Origin of the sequence: Zwartia lucis (genome assembly GCF_965234455.1) — a bacterium.
GTDB lineage: Bacteria > Pseudomonadota > Gammaproteobacteria > Burkholderiales > Burkholderiaceae_B > Zwartia > Zwartia lucis.
In genome coordinates, this window is record NZ_OZ248473.1 from 218811 (window position 1) to 240142 (window position 21332).

Consider the following 21332-nt stretch of genomic DNA (forward strand, 5'->3'; position numbering starts at 1 on the left):
TTTAGGCAGACTGGCTGATGACGCTTCCCTACACAGGATTACGTGTTTTAGACATCAGCCAGGGCATCGCAGGACCTTATTGCGCGCATATTCTGTGGCAACAGGGGGCCGATGTCATCAAAGTCGAACCCCCAGCGGGCGACTGGATTCGCCATGTCGGTGTCACCAAGGATGATCACAGCGCCTATGGTATTCAGCATAGTGCCGGAAAAAAAGCGCTTGCTTTGGATGCACGGTCTTCCGAGGGTAAAAAAATCTTGCTCGACATGGCGATGCAAGCCGATGTCCTCGTGCAAAATTTTCGTCCTGGTGTGGCGCAGCGTCTGGGCGTTGGTTATGAAGCGCTTTCCTTGCTCAAACCTGACCTCGTCTACGTCTCGATTAGTGGCTACGGACCAGATGGTCCCTACGCCGACGCACCCGCCACAGACTCAGTCATGCAAGCCGACAGCGGACTGATGTTTTCCAATCAGGATGAGCACGGCATACCACGTCGCATCGGCTTGTTAGCCGCAGATGTGATGACGGGTTTGTATGCGGCACAAGGTGCTGCAACCGCCCTGTATCAACGGTTGGCGCGCCAGCAAGGCACGCATGTGGAAGTGAGCCTGTTCGAGGCCTGCGCCTCGTTTCAAGGCATGTGCTTTATCGAAGAAGCGATCGCAGGCAAGCGACCGTTTGGTTCGGTCAGCGCCCCAAACGGGGTCTTTGACAGCGCCGACGGTAAAATTTCTGTCGTGACGGTCCACACGGAGCATTTTCACAATATTTGCGATGCGATGGGTCACGAAGAGTGGAAGACGGATCCGCGTTTTCTCGATAACCATATTCGTTTTGAAAATAGAGCCGCTTTGCACGAGGCCATGCGTCTACAGCTGCGCCAACACTCCACCGAGTATTGGACTGCATTATTTAAAAAGCACGATGTCCTGCATGCCGTGGTGCGTGATTACCAGGGAGTACTCAATCATCCTCAGGCCCTTCACCTCAACTTGACGCAGCAGCTTGAGCAACAAGGTGTGGGCGTCCTTCCTTATATTGGTATTCCGATTCACCCCCATCGTCGCCCAGTTGAAAGTTCGCCGCGTATTGGCGAACATTCGATCGAGATTTTGCAACAACTGGGCTTGACTCAAGAGACGATCGAGCAACTACTCGTCTCGGGTGTCGTCAAGCAGGCAGGTCGTTAGCGGTGAGCGTTTTTATTACGGGTGCCAGTAGTGGTCTCGGCGCAGCCTTGGCACACCATTATGCGTCGCAGGGTCATGTGGTGGGCTTGCTCGCACGTCGCGGCGATCGTCTGCGAGAGCTCGCGGCCACGTTGCCGGGTACGCAACATCTTTACGTTGTGGATGTCTGCGATCGTCAAGCCTTGCATGCGGCCGCTGAAGACTTCATCCAAAAGGTAGGGCGCGTTGACATCGTGATCGCTTCAGCCGGAATCAGTGCCGGAACCTTGACTGAGCAAAAAGATGATTTTGCGGTATTCAAAGCGATCTTTGAGACCAATGTTTTAGCGACTGTTTCAACGTTTGAACCCTTTGTGCCACATATGAAGCAGGCTAGAGCAGGCACGTTGGTTGGGATCGCCTCGGTCGCCGGTGTGCGAGGTCTGCCGGGTGCGGGCGCCTATAGTGCTTCGAAGTCCGCCGTCACGACGTATTGCGAGAGCTTGCGCCTGGAGCTCAAGCCTTTTGAAGTGCGTGTCGTGACCATCGCGCCGGGCTACATCAAAACAGAGATGACTGCGAAAAACCCCTTCAGCATGCCATTCTTGCTAGAGGCAGAAGTCTTTGCAACACGCGCAGCTCGGGCGATCGCGCAAGAAAATTCTTATACCGTGATTCCCTGGCAAATGGGCGTGGTGGGGAAAATCATGCGCGTGCTGCCGAACTGGTTATATGACCGTTTAGCTGTCAATGCGCCTCGTAAGCCTCGCCAGAGGCCTTAGGGCGTGACGTCGTTTTGTGAGTCCTGACCGAGGTGATCAACCTCGCCCCACCCGAGAATCTTCCAAGACTCTGGAGAAACACTCAAGCGATTGAGGCTCGCGTTCAGCAACGGTGCTTTGCGATCAGCCTGTAATCCGACCTGACTGGCATGGCGCCAGATGATATCCATCGCGCCGCCATGACTGACCACCATGATCCGCTCGCCAGGATGTTTGACGGCGAGATTGTTCATCGCGCCTACGACTCTGCGATGAAAAAAACCTAGCGACTCTCCTTCAGGCATCTCTAGATCCGGATCTCGACTGCGCCAAATGCGGTAAGCCTCAGGCTGATGCTGCGCCATTTCACTGTAGATCAAGCCCTGCAGGACTCCAAAGTGACGCTCACGAATACCAGGCTCCAGTGCGAGTGGCAGGCCGATCGATTCGGCGACGATGCTTGCAGTATGCTGCGCACGCTTGAGATCGCTACTGTAGATCGCGTCCAGACGCGTGCCCGAGTCGCTTAGGAGTTTCATGTGGCGCGCCAGCGAACGCGCTTGCTCGATGCCATGTTCATTGAGTCCGATATCTTCCCAGCCTTGGACGCGACTCTCGACATTCCAGGGCGTTTCACCGTGACGAACCAACCAGATTTCAGTCATGCTGTGCATCAATCCTCAAAATAGAGCATTCAGTGTACTGCGCGCGCTTATTGCTCAGCAAAAGCCCTTTCAATCACAAAGTCGCCCGGTCGCGTTGTATTGCCTTCGTTAAAACCACGCGCTTCAAGTATGCCTTTGAGGTCACGCAACATCTCAGGACTGCCACAAATCATGATGCGGTCTTGCTCGCGGTCCAGACTGGGCACGCCCAAATCGGAAAAGAGTTTGCCGTTTTCAATCAAGGTCGTGATTCGACCTGTATGGGTGTAAGCCTCCCGCGTCACCGTGGGGTAGTAGCGCAGTTGCTTGCTCACCATTTCGCCTAAAAACTCGTGGCGAGGCAAGGTCTGTGTCAAATAGTCGTGATACGCCAGCTCGGCGATTTCGCGCACGCCATGGACCAGCACAACTTCTTCGAATTTTTCGTAGGTTTCTGGATCGCGGATGACGCTCAAAAAGGGCGCCAGACCGGTACCGGAAGCAAGCATATATAGACGTTTGGCGGGTAATAGATAATCGATCAGCAGGGTGCCCGTTGGTTTGCGACCGACCACAATCGAATCACCGACCTGGATGTGTTGCAGGCGTGAGGTCAGTGGGCCGTCCTCGACTTTGATACTCAAAAACTCAAGGTGCTCTTCGTAATTGGCGCTCGCGATACTGTAGGCACGCAAGAGGGGCTTATCATTGACCCGCAGACCGATCATGGTGAAATGACCGTTACTAAATCTCAGTGAGGGATCGCGCGTCGTCGTAAAACTAAAGAGGCGGTCTGTCCAATGATGCACACTCAGGACTTTTTCTTCGTTAAAAGCACTCATGCGGATTTTCTTTATGTCTGACAATGAAAAACTATAACAAATATGGCGGAGAATCTTCGCCAAGTTGACGGATAACTACGGTTAACGCTTATCTAGCGTTCAATTTGGTTAAAGTTTTGGGTCTGTAAGGCTATAGTGGCTATGCGCCACAATGCGCGATCGAGATGTTGAATGGTTGTAGGAGCTAGATTCATGAGTATGCAGAACCCGTTTAAATGGACCCGTGTGGTGTTGCAAAGCGCCGCGGTGTTGGCGTTTTCCTCTGCCGCGCTGGCACAGGGCACGATTAAGATCGGTGAGATCAATAGCTACAAAGCGCAGCCCGCTTTTCTCGAGCCTTACAAAAAGGGCATGGAGTTAGCCGTCGAGCAGATCAATGCCGCCGGTGGACTCAATGGCAAAAAAGTTCAACTCATCACACGTGACGACAATGCCAATCCTGGTGATGCCGTGCGGGTCGCCGAAGAGCTCATTTCCCGCGACAAGGTGGATGTGTTGACGGGGTCTTTTCTCTCGCACATTGGTTTAGCCCTAACGGATTTCGCGAAACAGAAAAAAGTATTTTTTCTCGCCAGCGAGCCGTTGACCGATAAGATTGTTTGGCAAAATGGTAACCGCTATACCTTCCGCTTGCGAACTTCAACCTATATGCAAGTCGCGATGTTGGTGCCCGAAGCAGCGGCGATGAATAAAAAGCGCTGGGCGATTGTCTATCCCAATTACGAGTATGGTCAATCCGCAGCGGCGACTTTTAAGGCGCTCCTCAAAGCCGCACAACCAGATGTCGAGTTTGTCGCCGAGCAGGCCCCGCCCTTAGGCAAGCTTGATGCGGGGAGTGTCGTTCAGGCCTTGTCAGATGCCAAACCCGATGCGATTTTTAATGTGCTTTTTGGCGCCGATCTCGCGAAATTTGTCCGCGAAGGCAACACGCGTGGCTTATTCAAGGGCCGTGAAGTGGTGAGTTTGCTGACTGGTGAACCCGAGTACCTCGATCCGCTCAAGGATGAATCCCCCAACGGCTGGTTGGTCACGGGGTACCCTTGGTACGGTATCAAGACGCCAGAGCATGAGGCTTTCCTCAATGCCTATCAGGTACGTTTCAAAGACTATCCGCGACTAGGTTCGGTCATTGGTTACAGCACCATCATGTCACTCGCCGAGGGCATTAAAAAAGCAAAAGGAACCAATACCGAGGCGTTGATCGCCGCCTTTAAGGGCTTGCAATTGATGACACCGTTTGGACCTATCACCTACCGCCCAGAGGATCATCAGTCGACAATGGGTGCGTTCGTGGGTCGAACTAAAAATGAGGGTGGCAAAGGCGTGATGGTGGATTTCCGCTACATGGATGGCTCCCGATTTCTACCCACCGCCGCCGAGGTGATAAAGCTTCGACCGGCTGATTAAACACGCTCACTCCACTGTATGGATCTTGCAAGTTTCATCGTTCAGCTTTTAAACGGCCTGGCCGGCGCCTCCTCGTTATTTTTGGTGGCCGCAGGCTTGTCGTTGATTTTCGGTGTGACGCGCATTGTCAATTTTGCCCATGGTTCTTTTTACATGGTGGGCATCTACGTCGCCTATAGCTTGGTCACGCATTTTTCCGCCACGATTGGCTTTTGGCCGGCGATCCTGGGTGCGGCACTCTGTGTAGGCGTATTGGGCGCTTTGGTGGAAATGACCTTGATGCGGCGTATCTACCGCGCGCCTGAGTTGTTTCAATTGTTAGCGACCTTTGCGTTGGTACTTGTGATCAAGGACGCGGTGTTGTGGTTCTGGGGGCCCGAGGAGTTGCTCGGCCCGCGCGCGCCTGGTTTTAAGTCCGCAGTACAGATTTTGGGACGAAGCTTTCCAAGTTACGACTTGCTGTTGATCGTGCTGGGACCGCTTGTATTGGGTTTACTGTGGCTGTTGCTGACGCGAACACGTTGGGGGACCTATGTCCGTGCCGCGACGCAAGATCGTGAAATGGTGGCGGCGCTGGGTGTCAATCAAGCATGGTTATTCACCAGTGTCTTCGCCTTGGGCGCCTTTCTGGCAGGGCTGGGCGGCGCGTTGCAACTGCCGCGCGAGCCTGCCAGCCTTGAAATGGATCTCAATATCATTGGTGCGGCTTTTGTGGTGGTCGTGGTGGGGGGGATGGGCTCGATTCCGGGTGCGTTTGTCGCCGCCCTGCTCATCGCTGAAATCAAAGCCCTCTGCATCTGGTTGGGCCTGGTAACGATTTTCGGCGTTGAGATTTCCTTTTCTAAGCTGACACTGGTTGTTGAGTTTTTAGTGATGGCCACGGTCTTGATGATTAGGCCTTGGGGACTGTTCGGTCGCCCGCAACCTCCCGCACGCCACGTCGGTCACATCGAAGCGCCTCTGCGCGCAGCAAGCGTCTGGAGCCTGCGATGTTGGGGCGCGTTGATTACTTTTTTAATCGTCTTGCCATGGCTGACGCAATCCTCGCCTTATGTCACGATCTTGAGTATCGATCTGCTCGTGGCTGCTCTTTTTGCAGCGAGTTTGCACTTCATCATGGGACCTGGCGGCATGCACTCTTTTGGACACGCTGCGTATTTTGGTTTGGGCGCGTATGGCGCCGCTCTGCTCTTGAAGTATGCGGGTATTCCGATGGAGGGCGCTTTGTTGTTGGCGCCTGTGGTGGCCGTTCTGGGTGCAGCGTTGTTTGGTTGGTTTAGCGTGCGCTTATCAGGGGTGTATCTTGCGATGCTGACGCTTGCCTTTGCGCAGATTACTTGGGCGGTGGTGTTTCAATGGGATGGCTTTACGGGCGGCAGCAATGGCTTGATCGGTGTCTGGCCTGCGCAATGGTTGACCGACAAGCAGCACTATTACTGGTTGACACTGGCCTTAGTGGTCGCTGCCGTATGGTTGTTGCGTCGCATGCTACACGCGCCGTTTGGGTATGCCATGCGTGCCGCGAGAGACTCCGTGTTACGCGCGGATGCGATTGGGATCGATATCAAGCGCATGCAATGGCTTGCCTTTATGATCGCAGGCGCTGTCGCGGGCCTGGCGGGTGCCTTATTTGCCTTTTCCAAGGGCAGCATCTCTCCCGAAGTTTTGCATGTGAGCAAATCAGTCGATGGACTGGTGATGGTGTTGCTGGGCGGCATCCAAACGCTAGCGGGTCCTCTGGTCGGCGCCTTGAGTTTTACTTGGTTGCACGATACCGTGGCTCGCAATACTGAATACTGGCGTGCGATGCTGGGTGGCATTATTTTGTTATTGGTGTTGCTGTTTCCCGAGGGTATTGCCGGCGCAGCACGACGTATTTTTGTGCGAGGTGCGCGATGAGTCTTCTTGTCGTGAGCGATCTCGGTAAATCTTTTGGTGGTCTTGCCGCGGTGGATGGCGTGAGTTTTTCAGTCCGCCCGGGCGAACTCCTTGCATTGATCGGTCCGAATGGCGCAGGCAAGACGACGACCTTTAATATGATCAATGGACAGTTGCGCGCAGATCGCGGCTCGGTTCGCTTGTCTGGCCAAGAGTTGCTTGGCAAAGCCCCGCGCGAGATCTGGCGTTTTGGTGTGGGTCGGACTTTTCAGATTGCCGAGACCTTTGCCTCGTTGACTGCGATCGAAAATGTGCAGATGGCCTTGCTCTCGCATCACCGTCGCTTGTTTTCCTTTTTGCAACCTGCGCGCGCCTTTGCCCTGGAGCGTGCAAGAGATTTGCTCGAGCAGGTGGGAATGGTAGGGCAGGCAGAGCGCGCCTGTAGCGAACTGGCTTACGGCGACGTCAAACGGATCGAACTCGCAATGGCCTTGGCCAATGAGCCGAAACTTTTATTGATGGATGAACCCACGGCGGGTATGGCACCCGAGGAGCGACATGCCTTGATGGCACTCACCAAGCGTCTGGTGGTCGAACACAACATTGCGGTCCTGTTTACGGAACACAGCATGGATGTCGTGTTCGCTTTTGCGGATCGCGTGATCGTGTTGGCCAGAGGGCGCTTGATTGCAGAGGGCTCTCCCGCTCAAGTCCGGAGTGATCCTTTAGTGCAAGAAGTGTATTTTGGCTCTGGGACGACCTTTTCAGAACGAAGTGGGTCACATGCCTAAGTCACGACATCGCACCTCTGAATGGCCGCTCTTGAGCGCCGAGGGCCTACGCGCTTGGTATGGCGCGGCGCAAATTTTGTTCGATGTTGATCTCGAGGTCAGGCAGGGCGAAGTGGTCGCCTTGATGGGCCGTAATGGTGCGGGCAAGTCGACGACAATCAAAACCCTGATGGGGTTGTTGGATAAAAAAGCCGGCCAAGTACGTTTTATGGAGCGCGATATTTCCCGTCTTGCGCCGTATGAAATTGCGTCACTCGGTCTTGGATTTGTGCCCGAAGATCGGCGCATCTTTACGGATCTAACCGTGCTGGAAAATCTTGCCGTTGGTCGCCAGGCCCCCCGACATTGGCCCGATGGCACACCCGCACCTTCGTGGAGCGTCGAAAAACTGTTCGACCTTTTTCCGAATTTGGCGCAGATGCCGCAACGACTTGGCGGAAAAATGAGCGGCGGAGAGCAACAAATGCTTACTGTCGCCCGAACTTTGATGGGTAACCCTTATCTTGTTTTGCTTGATGAACCCTCTGAGGGAGTGGCCCCCATTATTGTCGAGCAAATGGTGCGCATGATTCTCGCGCTCAAAAAGCAGGGCGTCAGCATTCTTTTGTCTGAGCAAAACGTGCATTTTGCGCGTTTAGTGAGCGACAGAGTGTATGTTCTTGAAAAGGGGTATGTCCGTTTTTCAGGCACCTTTGGCGAGCTAGATCAGCAGTTCAAACTCAAACAAGACGTCCTCACGCTATAAATCTCGGGCGACTTTCTTTTTGTGGCTTGCATTTGCCGCCAACTTTGACCACAATAGAGCCTTGATCACCACCCCGGCTTCGCATCGATCCGGGGTTTTGTTTTTTGGGAAAAATACGATGGCCACTATTCCTCTTACCGTGCGCGGGGCCGAGCGCTTGCAAGCCGAGCTGCATCGCCTCAAACACGTCGAACGTCCTGCCGTGATTACCGCGATCGCCGAGGCGCGCGCTCAGGGTGATCTGTCGGAAAACGCCGAGTACGATGCGGCACGCGAGAGACAGGGCTTTATCGAAGGTCGCATCAGCGAGCTCGATGGCACGCTCTCCAATGCCCAGCTCATCGATCCCAGTTCCATTGATGCTGATGGTCGCGCCGTGTTCGGTTCGACCGTTGAGATTGAGGATCTGGAGTCCGGTGACAAGGTCACCTATCAGATCGTGGGGGATGTCGAGGCTGATATTCGTGCGAACCTGATTTCGGTGTCGAGTCCGGTCGCGCGCGCGTTGATTGGTAAATACGAAGGCGATGTCGTCCAAGTGCAGGCGCCATCCGGCATTCGTGAGTTTGAGATTGTCAGCATTAAATACCTTTGATGTTTTCGCATCAAAGGTATTTGATTCAAACGTGATTGACTTAACTTTTGGCGGCAGGTCGTTTACGGACTGAAAGCCCAGGGGCGCCACGTCGCGCACCGGCCCGCAAAGACAGCGAGCTGCGACGCGGAATCCCATGTGCTGTATCCTTGGTACCAGAAGCACGTGTACTAGGGCGTGCCGGACGGTCACCTGAAAAGACGCGCGGACGATCCAGATCCTCATCGTGATCGCGTTCGGCGCGCGTGCGACGGGTAGGTTTTTCCAGCTTTTTTCCCTCGGCGGCGAGCTTTTTCGGCGTGTGGGGCTCGGAGGGTTTGCGTTTTGCAGGTGAGGCCGGTGCTGGAGTTGCTTTCAGGTAGGTGCCTTTAGCGCCGTATCTGTACAAAATCAGCATCTTGCCCAAATGATGCACGGCGGCGCAGGAAAGCTTTTCGCAGATCGAATTGAGCATTTCATCGCGGGTATCTCGATCAGCCGTCCCGGCGCGAACTTTAATCAGTTCGTGGGCCGACAGGTTCATGTCGATTTCTTTGAGTACTGCCTCAGTCAGGCCATTGTCGCCAATCAGGACAACAGGGCGCAATGGGTGGGCAGCAGCGCGAAGGGCGCTGCGTTCGCGTGGGGTGAGTTCCATAATAGTCATAAGGTAGATTGTACGGGAATGGCCAAAAACAAATTTTCTAAAGAGTGGGTGATGCAACACATCAACGACCCATTCGTCAAATTAGCCACTCAAAAGGGGTATCGAGCCCGTGCGGCCTTCAAGTTAACCGAAATCTTGGACGCCGAAAAGCTCATGCGTCGAGGGGACGTGATTGTGGACCTGGGTTCAGCGCCCGGTAGTTGGTCGCAGGTCGCTCGCGAGCGTTTGGTGGGCAAGGGAGGCGTGATCGATGGCAGGATTGTAGCCATGGATATTTTGCCGATGGAGCCCATCGCAGGCGTTGAGTTCCTTCAGGGTGATTTTAGCGATGACGAGGTGCTGAACACGCTGAACGCGACACTGGGAGATACTAAAGTAGATTTAGTTATGTCAGATATGTCGCCAAATTTGTCTGGGGTGGGGATGGCTGACGCCGCCCGAATTCAAATAGTGATCGATTTAGCCCTTGAATTTGCGCTGATGCACCTCAAACCTGAGGGAGCGCTCATCGTCAAGGCGTTCCATGGCAGTGGCTTTTCTCAGGTGGTTGAAAGTTTCAAGCGCCATTTCAAGCGTGTGGTAGAGCGTAAACCCAAGGCTTCGCGTGACCGATCTTCTGAAACTTTCTTGATCGCCAAGGGTCTGAAGAAAACCTGATGTTGATACGTATATGTTCAGGCGGGTACCAAAGAGGAAATTAAATGGCTCATATTTGATTTTGCTCAGCTTTTGATCCCTTTTGTATGTAGGGAATGCAGCGAGGGCAGTCTCAGAACAGAGTAGAATTACAAATAGCTGAATAGCGAAATTTCCCTGTGAAGGGTTAACGCTTGTGTGAATGACAAGCAGGAGATAGTCCTTGAATAACTCGTTTTCTAAAGTAGCCGTTTGGATGGTGATCGCGCTGGTGCTGTTTACTGTTTTTAAACAGTTTGACAGCCGTGCCCCCGCCCAAGACTCGGTCAGTTACACCCAGTTTATGGATGATGCCAAGGCTGGCAAAGTCCGCAGGGTCGACGTTCAGAGCGATGTGCTCTACGTCACGCCTGATGCTGGCCGTCCCTATACGCTGACTTCGCCCGGCGACCTCTGGATGGTGTCGGACTTGATGAAAGCCGGCGTGCAGGTTTCTGGCAAAGCCCGCGAAGAACCCTCGTTCCTGATGAGCATTTTCGTTTCCTGGTTTCCGATGTTGTTGCTGATCGGTGTCTGGGTGTTTTTCATGCGCCAAATGCAGGGTGGTGGCAAGGGCGGCGCGTTTAGCTTCGGTAAGTCACGCGCGCGCATGCTCGACGAGTCCACCAACTCCATCACGTTTGCGGATGTGGCGGGCTGCGATGAGGCCAAAGAAGACGTACAAGAACTGGTTGATTTCTTGCGTGACCCAACCAAGTTTCAAAAGCTTGGTGGACACATTCCTCGCGGTGTGTTGATGGTCGGTTCGCCTGGTACAGGTAAAACCTTGCTTGCCAAGGCGATTGCCGGCGAAGCCAAGGTTCCTTTTTTCAGCATCTCAGGTTCTGACTTCGTTGAGATGTTCGTCGGTGTCGGCGCATCTCGTGTGCGTGACATGTTTGAAAATGCTAAAAAGCATTCACCATGCATCATCTTTATCGATGAGATCGATGCAGTGGGTCGTCAGCGTGGTGCAGGTCTTGGTGGTGGTAATGACGAGCGCGAACAGACACTGAACCAGTTGCTGGTGGAGATGGATGGTTTCGAGACAGGTGTGGGTGTGATCGTGATTGCCGCGACCAACCGTCCCGATGTGCTGGATCCCGCCTTGCTGCGTCCTGGCCGTTTCGACCGTCAGGTGGTAGTGCCTCTGCCAGACATTCGTGGTCGCGAGCAGATCTTGCACGTTCATATGCGCAAGGTTCCTTTGGCGCAAAACGTCAATGCGCACGTCTTGGCCCGTGGTTGCCCTGGCTTTTCCGGCGCTGATTTGGCCAATCTGGTCAACGAGGCTGCTTTGTTTGCTGCGCGCCGCAATGGTCGTACAGTGGATATGTCCGACTTTGAAAAAGCCAAGGACAAAATCATCATGGGTGCCGAGCGCCGTTCGCTCGTGATGCCCGAAGAAGAGCGTCGCAACACGGCCTACCACGAGTCCGGTCATGCGATTGTCGCGCGCATGTTGCCTAAAACCGATCCTGTGCACAAGGTTACGATTATTCCTCGTGGTCGCGCGTTGGGTGTAACGATGCAGTTACCCGAAGGTGATCGCTACAGCATGGATAAAGAGCGCTTGCTTTGCACGATTGCCGTGTTATTCGGTGGCCGCATCGCTGAGGAGCTGTTCATGCATCAAATGACGACGGGAGCGTCCAACGACTTCGAGCGTGCGACAGCGATTGCCCGTGACATGGTGACGCGTTATGGCATGTCGACCGAGTTGGGTCCCATGGTGTATGCGGAAAATGAAGGCGAGGTGTTTCTTGGTCGCAGTGTGACCAAGACAACGAACATGTCCGAAGACACGATGCAAAAAGTTGACCATCAGATTCGCAAGATTATCGACGAGCAATATGCTGTCGCTCGCTCGATTCTTGAGGGCAACCGCGAAAAAGTCGAAATCATGACCAAAGCATTGCTCGAGTGGGAAACCATCGATGCGGATCAGATCAACGATATTGTCGAGGGTCGCCCACCGCGTCCTCCCAAAGTGCCCGAGGCACCGATGGATTCGACCGGTTCGCCACCCAGTGGCACAGCACCCGGCACGACGACTGATCCTGCCGCTGTGGTTTAAGTCGCTCGTGCTCGGCAAGATCGCTGATAGATGGGTATGTGGGCGCTTTGAGTTTCAACTCAAGCGCCCGATTCTTATGGGAATCGTCAATGTCACCCCCGATTCTTTTTCGGATGGTGGGCAGCACGCCCGGACAGAAGCGGCGATCCGTCATGCGCACAATCTGATTCAAGAGGGTGCCGATATCGTCGATGTTGGCGGCGAGTCCACGCGCCCAGGCGCATTGTCCGTTTCCGTGCAAGACGAGCTCGCACGCGTCATCCCTGTGATCAAGTCGCTCCTGCATAGCGGTGTCGCGATTTCGGTTGATACGTGCAAGCCCGAGGTGATGCAAGCGGCCCTCGATGTAGGTGCAGATGTCATCAATGACGTCACAGGGATGCGAGATCCTGCTGCGCAGCGGCTTGTAGCGCGTCACGGTCATTGCGGCGTATGTATCATGCACATGCAGGGCGAGCCGCGCACAATGCAGGTAGCACCCCATTACAACGAGGTCGTCAACGATATCAAGACCGTATTGCTTGAGCAGGCCCACGCGCTCGAGGCACTGGGTGTACAAGCTGAGCGAATCAGTCTTGATCCTGGTTTTGGTTTTGGCAAGACGGTCGAGCAAAACTATCAATTGCTCGCCAATCTGAAAATTATCGCTGAGACAGGTTATCCTCTCGTCTTGGGCGTATCGCGTAAATCCATGATTGGCGCTGTAACGGGACAGTCTGTGGATCAGCGTTTGACGGGCAGCATCACCGCCGCGCTCGCTGGCGTTCTTCGTGGTGCCCGCATCTTGCGGGTGCACGATGTGCGAGAAACACGGGACGCTTTGGCAGTTTGGCATACTGTACAGGATGCAGAAAAATAAAAATGTCTAAAAGAAAATATTTCGGTACGGATGGTGTGCGCGGTCTTGCAGGCGGACCGGTGATCAATGCTGAATTCGCCTTGCGACTCGGCTATGCCGCAGGCAAGGTGCTGACTCAATCACAAGACCGAACGAGCGCGAGTGGTCGCAGCGGTCGTCCGACAGTGCTGATCGGCAAGGACACACGTATTAGTGGCTATATGTTGGAGTCCGCCCTTGAGGCAGGTTTTGCTTCGGCCGGTGTCGAGGTGTTGTTGGCGGGGCCTCTACCAACACCTGCGGTCGCTTATCTAACACGTACGTGGCGCTTGGTCGCTGGCATCGTCATCAGCGCCTCGCACAACGCTTATCATGATAACGGCATCAAGTTTTTTTCCTCCAAGGGTATGAAGCTACCCGACGAGACCGAGGCCGCGATCGAAGCGGCGATCGATGAGCCCATGGTATGTGTATCCTCTGAAAAGCTTGGCCGCGCGCGTAGGATTGACGACGCACCAGGACGCTATATCGAGTTTTGCAAAAGTACCTTTCCTTCTGATTTGGATTTAAAGGGCCTCAAGCTCGTCATTGATGCGGCAAACGGCGCTGCCTATCACATCGCGCCACACGTGTTTCGTGAGCTAGGTGCCGAGGTTCACGCGATTGGTATTTCGCCCGATGGCTTCAATATCAATAAGGACGTCGGAGCCTTGCATCCAGAGAGCTTGGCCAAAGAGGTGCGCGCTCGCGGCGCAGACCTAGGCATCGCACTCGATGGTGATGCGGATCGACTACAAATGGTCGATGCGAGCGGTCGTATTTATAACGGTGATGAGCTCTTATACGCAGTCGTGCGAGAGCGTCTTGCTCGCGGATCTGTCGCGGGTGTAGTGGGGACGCTCATGACGAACTTTGGCCTTGAGAAACAGTTCAAGTCCTTGGGCATTCCTTTTGAGCGCGCCCAAGTTGGTGATCGCTATGTATTAGAACAATTGCGCAATCGTGGTTGGCTCTATGGTGGCGAGAGTTCGGGGCATCTCTTGTGTCTGGATTCGCATACAACGGGTGATGGCATTGTGTCTGCTTTGCAAGTGTTGGCGGCGCTTCAGCGCAGTGGCGAGTCGTTGCCGCAGTGGCTAGCAGCGCTCAAAATGTATCCCCAGACGATGGTCAATGTGCCTTGGATTCCTGGCAAGAGCTGGACTGAGCACGCTGGGCTTGTCGCCGCCAAGGCACAGGTCGAGAGCATGCTCGGAGAGCGGGGGCGTGTTCTGATTCGTGCCTCAGGTACGGAACCAAAACTGCGTTTGATGGTTGAGGCCGAAGACGACCGCTTGGTCGAGCAGGGCATTGCCATGCTGACGGCGGTCGATCTGAGCTAAACACGGCTCTGCACTCAGGCCGCAGCCGTTCAGACCAGGATCAACTCAAAGTCAAAGCCGACTTTGCTCCACTCGGACTCCTCGCCGTGCAACGAAAAATCGGTGAGCGGATGCGTGGCGAGCCATTTTTTATCGACCTTGCAGACGATGGTGTTGCCCTGGATGCCAATAGAAAGCGGCAGATGCGCCACATCCTCACGGCGACGACACAGCAGCACTGCCAGGCGCAAACATAAAATTGCCAGCCATTGATCGCGGTTTTTGACGAGCGACTGACCTTTGGCAAGTTTGCCAGTATGCACAAGTGCTAAGAGGCCGAGTTGTAATTGATCGATCCGTGAAAAACCCGGCATATCCGCATTATTCAAAATGTAGGCGCTGTGCTTGTGATATCCCGCCTGTGCGATCGACATACCCACTTCGTGTAGATCGGCTGCCCAGCTGAGTGTGTGTCTGAGTTCGTCTGGTTCGCCACGATTCGGGAACAGGCTTTCAAAAATACTTAAGGCGGTGCGCTTGACGCGCGCTGCCTGACGAAGATCGACGTGATAGCGTTTCATAAAAGCCGTCACCGACTCATCGCGACGATCATGTGCTTCTTCGCGCCCGGCTAAGTCGACCAAGACACCAAGACGTAACGCGCCGTCGCCCGTCGTCATGGTCTCGACACGCATTTCATCAAAAAAGGCAGTCATGATCGCCAAGCCACCAGTCAACACGTCGGTGCGATCCACCTTGATACCAGGCAGATCGTTGGCAATGACGCGGCCAGCGCGAATCAGTTTGGTTTTGAGACGTTCTAGGCCTTCGCGCGTGATGCCGCCAGTCGTTAGTTTTCCATCCGTCAAAATCGCAAGAAGTGCTTTGGCCGTGCCTGAAGAACCATAGGCGGTATCCCAACCCATTTTTCGATAGGGTTTGGTGATGACCTCGATTTCGCGACGGGCCGCAAGCTCGGCGAGTTTCATCCCGTGCGCATCGATACGACCATCAGGGAAAAACTTTTGACTAAAACTTACACAGCCCATGTAGAGCGAGGAGGTGAGAAGGGGTTCATCACCTCTGCCAATAATCACTTCGGTTGAGCCGCCACCGATATCGATCACCAGTCTTTTTTCAGCTGAAATGGGAAGGGTGTGGCTCACGCCGGTATAAATCAAACGGGCTTCTTCGCGACCGGCAATGACCTCAATGGGGAAACCCAGAGCGGCTTCGGCGAGCGGCAAAAAGTCCGCGATGTTGCGTGCGACACGAAAAGTATTGGTGGCGACTGCGCGCACACGATCAGGATCAAAGCTGCGTAAGCGCTCACCAAAGCGCTGCAAGACCTCGATGGCGCGGTTGATGGCTTCTTGATTGAGATTTTTGGAGGCGTCTAAACCAGCAGCTAGACGCACGGTTTCTTTGAGTCGGTCGATCTGATAGATGTGTTTGGCGCCATTTTGTTCGGCAACCCGTCCAATAGACAGCCTAAAGCTGTTGGACCCTAGATCAACTGCTGCCAACAGGTGTTTCATGACATTTAACCTAATTACAATTCAAGCATTATAAAAGGGTATCTTGTAAAAAGTTTGTCATATAGGCAGGATAAGCTTTAAACGCGAAAATGCCGCTAACATGTGCTCAAAAGCAGTGAATTGCGTCTCTCCACACCTATTACAGGTTTTATCCAAATGCCCGCCAGAAAGAAAGCCGAGCCCTTGTACTTCAATCGTGAGTTGTCGTTGTTGCAATTCAACGAGCGTGTGTTGGCGATGGCTGAACGCCAGGATACGCCTGCTCTGGAGCGCTTGCGCTACGTCTGTATCGTAGGCTCCAACCTCGATGAGTTTTTTGAAATTAGGGTCTCCAGCCTCAAGGCTCAGATCGCACAGCACCCGCATTTGGTCGGACCTGATGGACTGACGGCCGAGGATGCGTTTGAGCGTGTCCAGCAGGCGGTACATGTGCTGGTCGACCGTCAATACGCTTTGCTCAATGAGCAGGTTTTACCAGCACTGAGAGCCGAAGGCGTCGTGCTTCATCAGGCTGCGGAATGGAATGCGGCTCAAAAAAAGTGGGCCCGCGAGGTCTTTCGTCGCGATGTCATGCCCTTGCTGACACCGATCGGCTTGGATCCGGCGCATCCTTTTCCTAGGGTCTACAACAAGAGTCTGAACTTCATCGTGCCTTTATCCGGAGCCGATGCGTTTGGACGCAAGTCGACGATTGCGATTGTGCAGGCCCCACGTGCCTTGCCTCGTTTGATCAAGGTTCCTCCCGCCGTGTCTGGCGCACCACACGGTTTCATTTTGTTGACAGGGTTTTTGCGCGCCTTTGTCGGGGATTTGTTTCCTGGGATGCACATGGAAGGCTGTTACCAATGGCGCGTCACACGTAATAGTGACTTGTTTGTCGACGAAGAAGAAGTCACCAATTTGCGTCAGGCGCTACAAGGTGAACTTTCACAGCGCAACTTTGGTTCGGCCGTACGTTTGGAAATCGATCACTACACACCTGCACATATAGAGAGCTTTTTGCAAAAAGAGTTTTCGCTGACTGCTGCGGATACGTATCGTGTGAATGGTCCCGCAAACGTTGCGCGACTGATGCAGATCTGTAATGTGGTCAAAGCGCCTGATTTGCTGTTTCCCAACTTTAACGGACGTGTGCCTGCACCCTTTGACAAGCTGCCAGCAAAGTCTCCGAGGATTTTCGAGGCGATCGCCAAGCAGGACTATTTGTTGCATCACCCTTATCAGTCATTTCAGCCTGTGCTAGATTTCTTGACTGCGGCAGCCTACGATCCGGATGTGGTGGCGATCAAGCAAACGATTTACCGTACTGGCGAGGACTCGGAGCTGATGCATCTACTGCTCACTGCGGCCAAAGCGGGTAAAGAGGTCACCGTTGTGGTGGAGCTGATGGCGCGCTTTGATGAACAGACCAACATCAACTGGGCGGCCCGCCTCGAAGAGGTCGGCGCGCATGTCGTCTATGGCGTGGTGGGGCACAAAACGCACGCAAAAATGGCGTTGGTGCTGCGTCGGGAAAAAGGACGCATCCGTCGCTACGGTCACATGGGTACGGGTAACTACCATTTACGCACCGCGAGTCTCTACACGGATTTTGGTTTGCTGACGGCAGATCCAAAGCTCTGCGAAGACATGGATATGGTGTTCTCACAACTGACTGGACTTGGGGAACGTCGTAAATTAAAAATGCTGCTGCAGTCGCCCTTCACCATGCACAGCACCGTGATTAACATGATCCGTGCCGAAACGCGTGCAGCCCGAGCAGGTAAAAAGTCTCGCATCTTGGCGAAAATGAACTCTCTGCTCGAGCCTCTTGTGATCCAAGAGCTCTACAAAGCCAGTCAAGCAGGCGTGAAGATTGATTTGGTCGTACGCGGGGTCTGTGCGCTGCGTTCGGGCGTGGAGGGCTTATCTGAAAATATTACAGTCCGATCGATCGTGGGTCGTTTTCTAGAGCATTCGCGGGTCTTTTATTTCTATGATCAAGGAAAAGAGTCCGTTTATCTATCCTCGGCCGACTGGATGGATCGAAACTTTTTCCGCCGTGTCGAAATCGCCTTCCCTGTTCAGCAGCTTGCCCTGAAAAATCGCGTGATCGAAGAGGCATTTACCGATGCACTCAGAGATAACCAGCGTGCTTGGCTACAGCAGCCCGATGGGACCTACCAGTTGATTCGTAATCGTCGTGCGCCATTTTCCTTGCACCAGTATTTGATGGATAAGCTTGGTTGAATTTATAAGTCATTGATTTATATAAGATTAAACATTTAAAAGAAAAAAAGTTTAGAACTGTCACGAATCCGTCATTTTTGATCTCTAAGATATGTCTAGTAGTAAAGGAGTTTTATATCCATAGACATATTAAGGACTAAAAATGATTAAACGCGTACTGACTTCCGTAACAGCAGGCATCGCCTTGACTGTTGCAGCCTTGTCTGTGCAGGCTGCCGACATCACCGGCGCAGGCGCCACATTCCCTTACCCAATTTTTGCTAAATGGGCCGAAGTCTACAAAAAAAACGAGAACGTTGGTTTGAATTACCAGTCGATCGGTTCTTCGGGTGGCTTGCGTCAGATTCGCGCTAAAACTGTGACCTTCGGTGCGTCGGATGCGCCTGTGGCAGGTCCTCAGCTCGAAAAAGACGGCATGGTTCAGTTTCCAGTGATTCTGGGTGGTGTTGTACCAATCGTCAACATCGAAGGCTTTAAGCAAGCTGAACTCAAACTGTCGGGCCCAGTATTGGCCGATATTTTTATGGGTAGCATTACAAACTGGAATGACCCTAAGATCGTTGCACTCAATCCAGGTAAAAAATTGCCTAACCAGTCAATTACTGTTGTTCATCGTGCGGATGGTTCCGGCACAACCTTTATCTTTACTGATTATCTGAACGAAGTCAGCAAGCCTTGGGCAGACAAGGTTGGTAAGGGTGCCGCAGTGAAATGGCCCGCAGGCAGCTCAGTCGGTGGCAAGGGTAACGAAGGAGTGGCCGCGAACGTCACCCGCGTGAAAGGTTCAATTGGTTACGTGGAATACGCTTATGCCAAGAAAAACAACATTACGTACCTGCAAATGTTGAACAAAGATGGTCAGTACGTGGCCCCAAGCGAAAAGACTTTCGCTGCGGCAGCGGCTGGTGCCGACTGGTTTAGCGTTCCAGGTATGGGAATCTCTCTGGTTGAGCAAAAGGGTGCTGCAGCTTGGCCAATCACCGGTGCCTCATTTGTCTTGATGTACAAAGAGCCTGCCAACAAAGCAACTTCTAAAGACGTGATTAAGTTCTTTACCTGGGCCTTTAAAGACGGTCAGCAACTGGCGCTTGACTTGGACTACGTGCCACTGCCAGATGTCTTGACCAAGGCGATTGCTAGCAAAGTTTGGTCACAGATCAAGCACTAAGCTTTGAGATCTTAGATCTTAGTTTTTAAAACTTAGTATCAAAAACGATCTAAATTGAGATGTTTCGTAGAGTCTCAAATCAGTCTGTCCAGACCCTGTGGGTCTGGACATTCGGTTCTAAGGAGTAGTAGATGGGTACGCCCCCAACGACGAGTGGCATGATGGACCCGCGCATGGTTGCCGTGGTCAAAAAGCAGCGTATTCAGGACTTTTTGTTTCACAAAGTCACGATGTTTTTTGCAGTACTAGTGTTAGTCGCACTCGCGGCTATTTTAGTTTCGCTGATGATCAGCGCCTGGCCGGCTTTTAAAAAGTTCGGTATTGAATTTATTTGGACCGTTGAGTGGGACATCATCAACGAAGACTTCGGTGCCGCGATCGCGATCTACGGCACGCTTGTTAGCTCTGTGATTGCGCTCTTGATAGCAGTTCCCTTGGCCTTCGGTATCGCACTATTTTTAACGGAAATGTGCCCGCTCTGGCTGCGTCGCCCTTTAGGCACGGCTATTGAGCTGCTTGCCGCTGTGCCTTCCATTATTTACGGCATGTTCGGACTCTTTATCTTTGCGCCTCTTTTTGCCGAATATGGTCAGCCAGCCCTGCAGTCTACTCTTGGTCAAATGCCGTTGATCGGCCCCCTTTTCGGTGGTGCCATGAATGGTATCGGTCTATTAGCCGCAGGCATTATCCTGGCTTTTATGATCTTGCCGTTTATCGCTGCGGTGATGCGGGATGTGTTTGAAATTGTGCCTCCGATTTTGCGCGAGTCTGCCTATGGGGTGGGCTGTACGACGTGGGAGGTTGTGCGTTATATCGTATTGCCTTACACACAAAAAGGCGTGATCGGTGGCATCATGTTGGGTCTTGGTCGTGCCTTAGGCGAAACCATGGCGGTCACGTTTGTGATCGGTAACTCTCAACGTATCAGCGAGTCTTTGTTTGCACCCGGCACCTCGATTGCTTCGACGCTTGCCAACGAATTTGGTGAAGCGGACGATTTTCACCTATCGACATTGTTCGCGCTTGGTTTTCTCTTATTCGTGATTACCTTTGTCGTACTTGCTATCGCAAAGATCATGATTTTGCGCACTGAAAGAGCTCAAGGGGTAAAGACCTAATGGATAACAATCTGTATCGACGCCGTAAGTTCGTCAACAAGCTTGGTCTGTATGCCTCCTTTTTTGCGATGGTTTTAGGCTTGTTTGTCTTGCTGTGGATTTTGTTTATCCTTTTTAAAAATGGTTTTGCTGGCCTGAGTCTAGCGATCTTCACAGAGTCTACTCCCGCGCCTGGTACGTCTGGTGGTGGTTTGGCTAATGCGATCGTCGGTAGTTTGATGATGGTGGGTGTCAGCGTTTTGGTCAGCACACCTATTGGCATTTTTGCGGGTGTTTATTTGGCTGAGTTTGGTGACGACAACAAGTTGGCCTCGGTGACGCGTTTTGTGACTGATATTATGTTATCCGCGCCGTCCATCGTTTTGGGCTTGTTTGTGTACGCGGTGCTGGTGGCGCAGGTCAAACATTTTTCGGGCTGGGCGGGTTCGTTCGCACTTGCTCTGATCGCCATCCCGGTGGTGCTCAAAACCACGGAAAATATGTTGCGTCTTGTACCTGGTAGCTTACGTGAAGCCGCGTTTGCTCTAGGCGCTCCCCATTGGAAGGTCACCAATTATGTGACACTGCGTGCGGCGCGTTCAGGCGTCATGACAGGCCTTCTGCTTGCGCTTGCGCGGATAAGCGGTGAGACCGCACCACTGCTATTTACGGCCTTAAACAACCAGTTCTTCTCTACCAACATGAATGCACCGATGGCGAACTTGCCTGTGGTGATCTTCCAGTTTGCAATGAGTCCCTATGACAACTGGGTGAGTCTCGCCTGGGCTGGCGCTCTATTGATTACGTTGTCCGTATTGGTGCTTAATATTATCGCGCGCGTTTTGTTCCGCGAACGCAACGCTAGTTAACT

At 53.1% G+C, this 21332-nt stretch carries 19 protein-coding genes; 15 read left to right on the forward strand and 4 right to left on the reverse strand.

The window, feature by feature from the left end; all coding sequences use genetic code 11:
- Positions 1–17 precede the first annotated feature (17 nt).
- Together AC8GE9_RS07420 and AC8GE9_RS07425 are read left to right on the forward strand one after the other, a co-directional pair.
- Entirely contained in the window at positions 18–1190 is a 1173-nt protein-coding gene (locus AC8GE9_RS07420; protein ID WP_506676525.1) for a CaiB/BaiF CoA transferase family protein, read from the forward strand.
- Between the two features lie 2 nt (positions 1191–1192).
- The gene (locus tag AC8GE9_RS07425; protein ID WP_506676526.1) at positions 1193–1951 is read left to right on the forward strand and encodes an SDR family oxidoreductase; all 759 of its coding nucleotides are present in this window, start codon (positions 1193–1195) and stop codon (positions 1949–1951) included.
- Here the strand turns inward: AC8GE9_RS07425 and AC8GE9_RS07430 are convergent.
- Entirely contained in the window at positions 1948–2595 is a 648-nt protein-coding gene (locus AC8GE9_RS07430) for a histidine phosphatase family protein (RefSeq protein ID WP_506676527.1), read from the reverse strand. The genes AC8GE9_RS07425 and AC8GE9_RS07430 overlap by 4 nt on opposite strands.
- 47 nt (positions 2596–2642) lie before the next feature.
- Positions 2643–3416, reverse strand: a complete 774-nt coding sequence (locus tag AC8GE9_RS07435) for a ferredoxin--NADP reductase (RefSeq protein ID WP_506676528.1) — start codon at positions 3414–3416, stop codon at positions 2643–2645.
- 192 nt (positions 3417–3608) lie between these two features.
- Here AC8GE9_RS07435 and AC8GE9_RS07440 point away from each other — a divergent pair, with 192 nt between their 5' ends.
- The 5 genes from AC8GE9_RS07440 to greA all read left to right on the forward strand — a co-directional run bounded on the left by AC8GE9_RS07440 (position 3609) and on the right by greA (position 8832).
- The gene (locus tag AC8GE9_RS07440) at positions 3609–4823 is read left to right on the forward strand and encodes an ABC transporter substrate-binding protein (protein WP_506676529.1); all 1215 of its coding nucleotides are present in this window, start codon (positions 3609–3611) and stop codon (positions 4821–4823) included.
- Between the two features lie 18 nt (positions 4824–4841).
- The gene (locus AC8GE9_RS07445; protein ID WP_506676530.1) at positions 4842–6722 is read left to right on the forward strand and encodes an ABC transporter permease; all 1881 of its coding nucleotides are present in this window, start codon (positions 4842–4844) and stop codon (positions 6720–6722) included.
- A complete protein-coding gene (locus tag AC8GE9_RS07450; RefSeq protein ID WP_506676531.1) occupies positions 6719–7492 on the forward strand; it encodes an ABC transporter ATP-binding protein in 774 nt (257 codons plus the stop codon). The genes AC8GE9_RS07445 and AC8GE9_RS07450 overlap by 4 nt, the downstream gene beginning before the upstream one ends.
- The gene (locus AC8GE9_RS07455) at positions 7485–8237 is read left to right on the forward strand and encodes an ABC transporter ATP-binding protein (protein WP_506676532.1); all 753 of its coding nucleotides are present in this window, start codon (positions 7485–7487) and stop codon (positions 8235–8237) included. Before AC8GE9_RS07450 ends, AC8GE9_RS07455 begins: the two co-directional genes overlap by 8 nt.
- 118 nt (positions 8238–8355) lie before the next feature.
- Entirely contained in the window at positions 8356–8832 is a 477-nt protein-coding gene (greA, locus tag AC8GE9_RS07460; protein ID WP_506676533.1) for a transcription elongation factor GreA, read from the forward strand.
- Between the two features lie 40 nt (positions 8833–8872).
- On the opposite strand, the gene AC8GE9_RS07465 is transcribed toward greA, so the two are convergent.
- Positions 8873–9478 (reverse strand): YhbY family RNA-binding protein, encoded by a 606-nt coding sequence (locus AC8GE9_RS07465; RefSeq protein WP_506676534.1) that lies wholly within the window; start codon positions 9476–9478, stop codon positions 8873–8875.
- Positions 9479–9496: 18 nt separating this feature from the next.
- Here AC8GE9_RS07465 and AC8GE9_RS07470 point away from each other — a divergent pair, with 18 nt between their 5' ends.
- The 4 genes from AC8GE9_RS07470 (at position 9497) to glmM (ending at position 14450) form a co-directional block, all read left to right on the forward strand.
- A complete protein-coding gene (locus tag AC8GE9_RS07470; protein WP_506676535.1) occupies positions 9497–10135 on the forward strand; it encodes an RlmE family RNA methyltransferase in 639 nt (212 codons plus the stop codon).
- 202 nt (positions 10136–10337) lie between these two features.
- Positions 10338–12230 (forward strand): ATP-dependent zinc metalloprotease FtsH, encoded by a 1893-nt coding sequence (ftsH, locus tag AC8GE9_RS07475; RefSeq protein ID WP_506676536.1) that lies wholly within the window; start codon positions 10338–10340, stop codon positions 12228–12230.
- Between the two features lie 19 nt (positions 12231–12249).
- On the forward strand, positions 12250–13089 hold the full coding sequence (gene folP / locus AC8GE9_RS07480) for a dihydropteroate synthase (RefSeq protein WP_506677131.1): 840 nt from the start codon (positions 12250–12252) through the stop codon (positions 13087–13089).
- 2 nt (positions 13090–13091) lie between these two features.
- Positions 13092–14450 carry a phosphoglucosamine mutase gene (gene glmM / locus AC8GE9_RS07485; protein ID WP_506676537.1) on the forward strand — a complete coding sequence of 453 codons (1359 nt, stop codon included), beginning with the start codon at positions 13092–13094 and terminating at the stop codon, positions 14448–14450.
- 29 nt (positions 14451–14479) lie between these two features.
- On the opposite strand, the gene ppx is transcribed toward glmM, so the two are convergent.
- Complete coding sequence (gene ppx, locus AC8GE9_RS07490) at positions 14480–15967, reverse strand: exopolyphosphatase (RefSeq protein ID WP_506676538.1); 1488 nt, start codon at positions 15965–15967, stop codon at positions 14480–14482.
- Between the two features lie 156 nt (positions 15968–16123).
- Here ppx and ppk1 point away from each other — a divergent pair, with 156 nt between their 5' ends.
- The 4 genes from ppk1 to pstA all read left to right on the forward strand — a co-directional run bounded on the left by ppk1 (position 16124) and on the right by pstA (position 21330).
- Complete coding sequence (gene ppk1, locus AC8GE9_RS07495) at positions 16124–18196, forward strand: polyphosphate kinase 1 (protein WP_506676539.1); 2073 nt, start codon at positions 16124–16126, stop codon at positions 18194–18196.
- Between the two features lie 142 nt (positions 18197–18338).
- Positions 18339–19364: a phosphate ABC transporter substrate-binding protein PstS gene (pstS, locus tag AC8GE9_RS07500; RefSeq protein WP_506676540.1), complete on the forward strand. Its 1026-nt coding sequence runs from the start codon at positions 18339–18341 to the stop codon at positions 19362–19364.
- A 131-nt stretch (positions 19365–19495) separates the two neighbouring features.
- Positions 19496–20482, forward strand: coding sequence for a phosphate ABC transporter permease subunit PstC (gene pstC / locus AC8GE9_RS07505; RefSeq protein ID WP_506676541.1), 987 nt, complete (start codon positions 19496–19498; stop codon positions 20480–20482).
- The gene (pstA, locus tag AC8GE9_RS07510) at positions 20482–21330 is read left to right on the forward strand and encodes a phosphate ABC transporter permease PstA (protein ID WP_506676542.1); all 849 of its coding nucleotides are present in this window, start codon (positions 20482–20484) and stop codon (positions 21328–21330) included. The genes pstC and pstA overlap by 1 nt, the downstream gene beginning before the upstream one ends.
- The last annotated feature ends 2 nt before the right edge of the window (positions 21331–21332 follow it).

Excerpts from the sequence above, each read along its gene's own strand:
- AC8GE9_RS07420 (WP_506676525.1), top strand. The coding sequence starts at position 18 with ATGACGCTTCCCTACACAGGATTACGTGTTTTAGACATCAGCCAGGGC.
- AC8GE9_RS07430 (WP_506676527.1), bottom strand. The coding sequence starts at position 2,595 with ATGACTGAAATCTGGTTGGTTCGTCACGGTGAAACGCCCTGGAATGTC.
- AC8GE9_RS07435 (WP_506676528.1), bottom strand. The coding sequence starts at position 3,416 with ATGAGTGCTTTTAACGAAGAAAAAGTCCTGAGTGTGCATCATTGGACA.
- AC8GE9_RS07440 (WP_506676529.1), top strand. The coding sequence starts at position 3,609 with ATGAGTATGCAGAACCCGTTTAAATGGACCCGTGTGGTGTTGCAAAGC.
- AC8GE9_RS07445 (WP_506676530.1), top strand. The coding sequence starts at position 4,842 with ATGGATCTTGCAAGTTTCATCGTTCAGCTTTTAAACGGCCTGGCCGGC.
- AC8GE9_RS07450 (WP_506676531.1), top strand. The coding sequence starts at position 6,719 with ATGAGTCTTCTTGTCGTGAGCGATCTCGGTAAATCTTTTGGTGGTCTT.
- AC8GE9_RS07455 (WP_506676532.1), top strand. The coding sequence starts at position 7,485 with ATGCCTAAGTCACGACATCGCACCTCTGAATGGCCGCTCTTGAGCGCC.
- greA (WP_506676533.1), top strand. The coding sequence starts at position 8,356 with ATGGCCACTATTCCTCTTACCGTGCGCGGGGCCGAGCGCTTGCAAGCC.
- AC8GE9_RS07465 (WP_506676534.1), bottom strand. The coding sequence starts at position 9,478 with ATGACTATTATGGAACTCACCCCACGCGAACGCAGCGCCCTTCGCGCT.
- AC8GE9_RS07470 (WP_506676535.1), top strand. The coding sequence starts at position 9,497 with ATGGCCAAAAACAAATTTTCTAAAGAGTGGGTGATGCAACACATCAAC.
- glmM (WP_506676537.1), top strand. The coding sequence starts at position 13,092 with ATGTCTAAAAGAAAATATTTCGGTACGGATGGTGTGCGCGGTCTTGCA.
- ppx (WP_506676538.1), bottom strand. The coding sequence starts at position 15,967 with ATGAAACACCTGTTGGCAGCAGTTGATCTAGGGTCCAACAGCTTTAGG.
- ppk1 (WP_506676539.1), top strand. The coding sequence starts at position 16,124 with ATGCCCGCCAGAAAGAAAGCCGAGCCCTTGTACTTCAATCGTGAGTTG.
- pstS (WP_506676540.1), top strand. The coding sequence starts at position 18,339 with ATGATTAAACGCGTACTGACTTCCGTAACAGCAGGCATCGCCTTGACT.
- pstC (WP_506676541.1), top strand. The coding sequence starts at position 19,496 with ATGGGTACGCCCCCAACGACGAGTGGCATGATGGACCCGCGCATGGTT.
- pstA (WP_506676542.1), top strand. The coding sequence starts at position 20,482 with ATGGATAACAATCTGTATCGACGCCGTAAGTTCGTCAACAAGCTTGGT.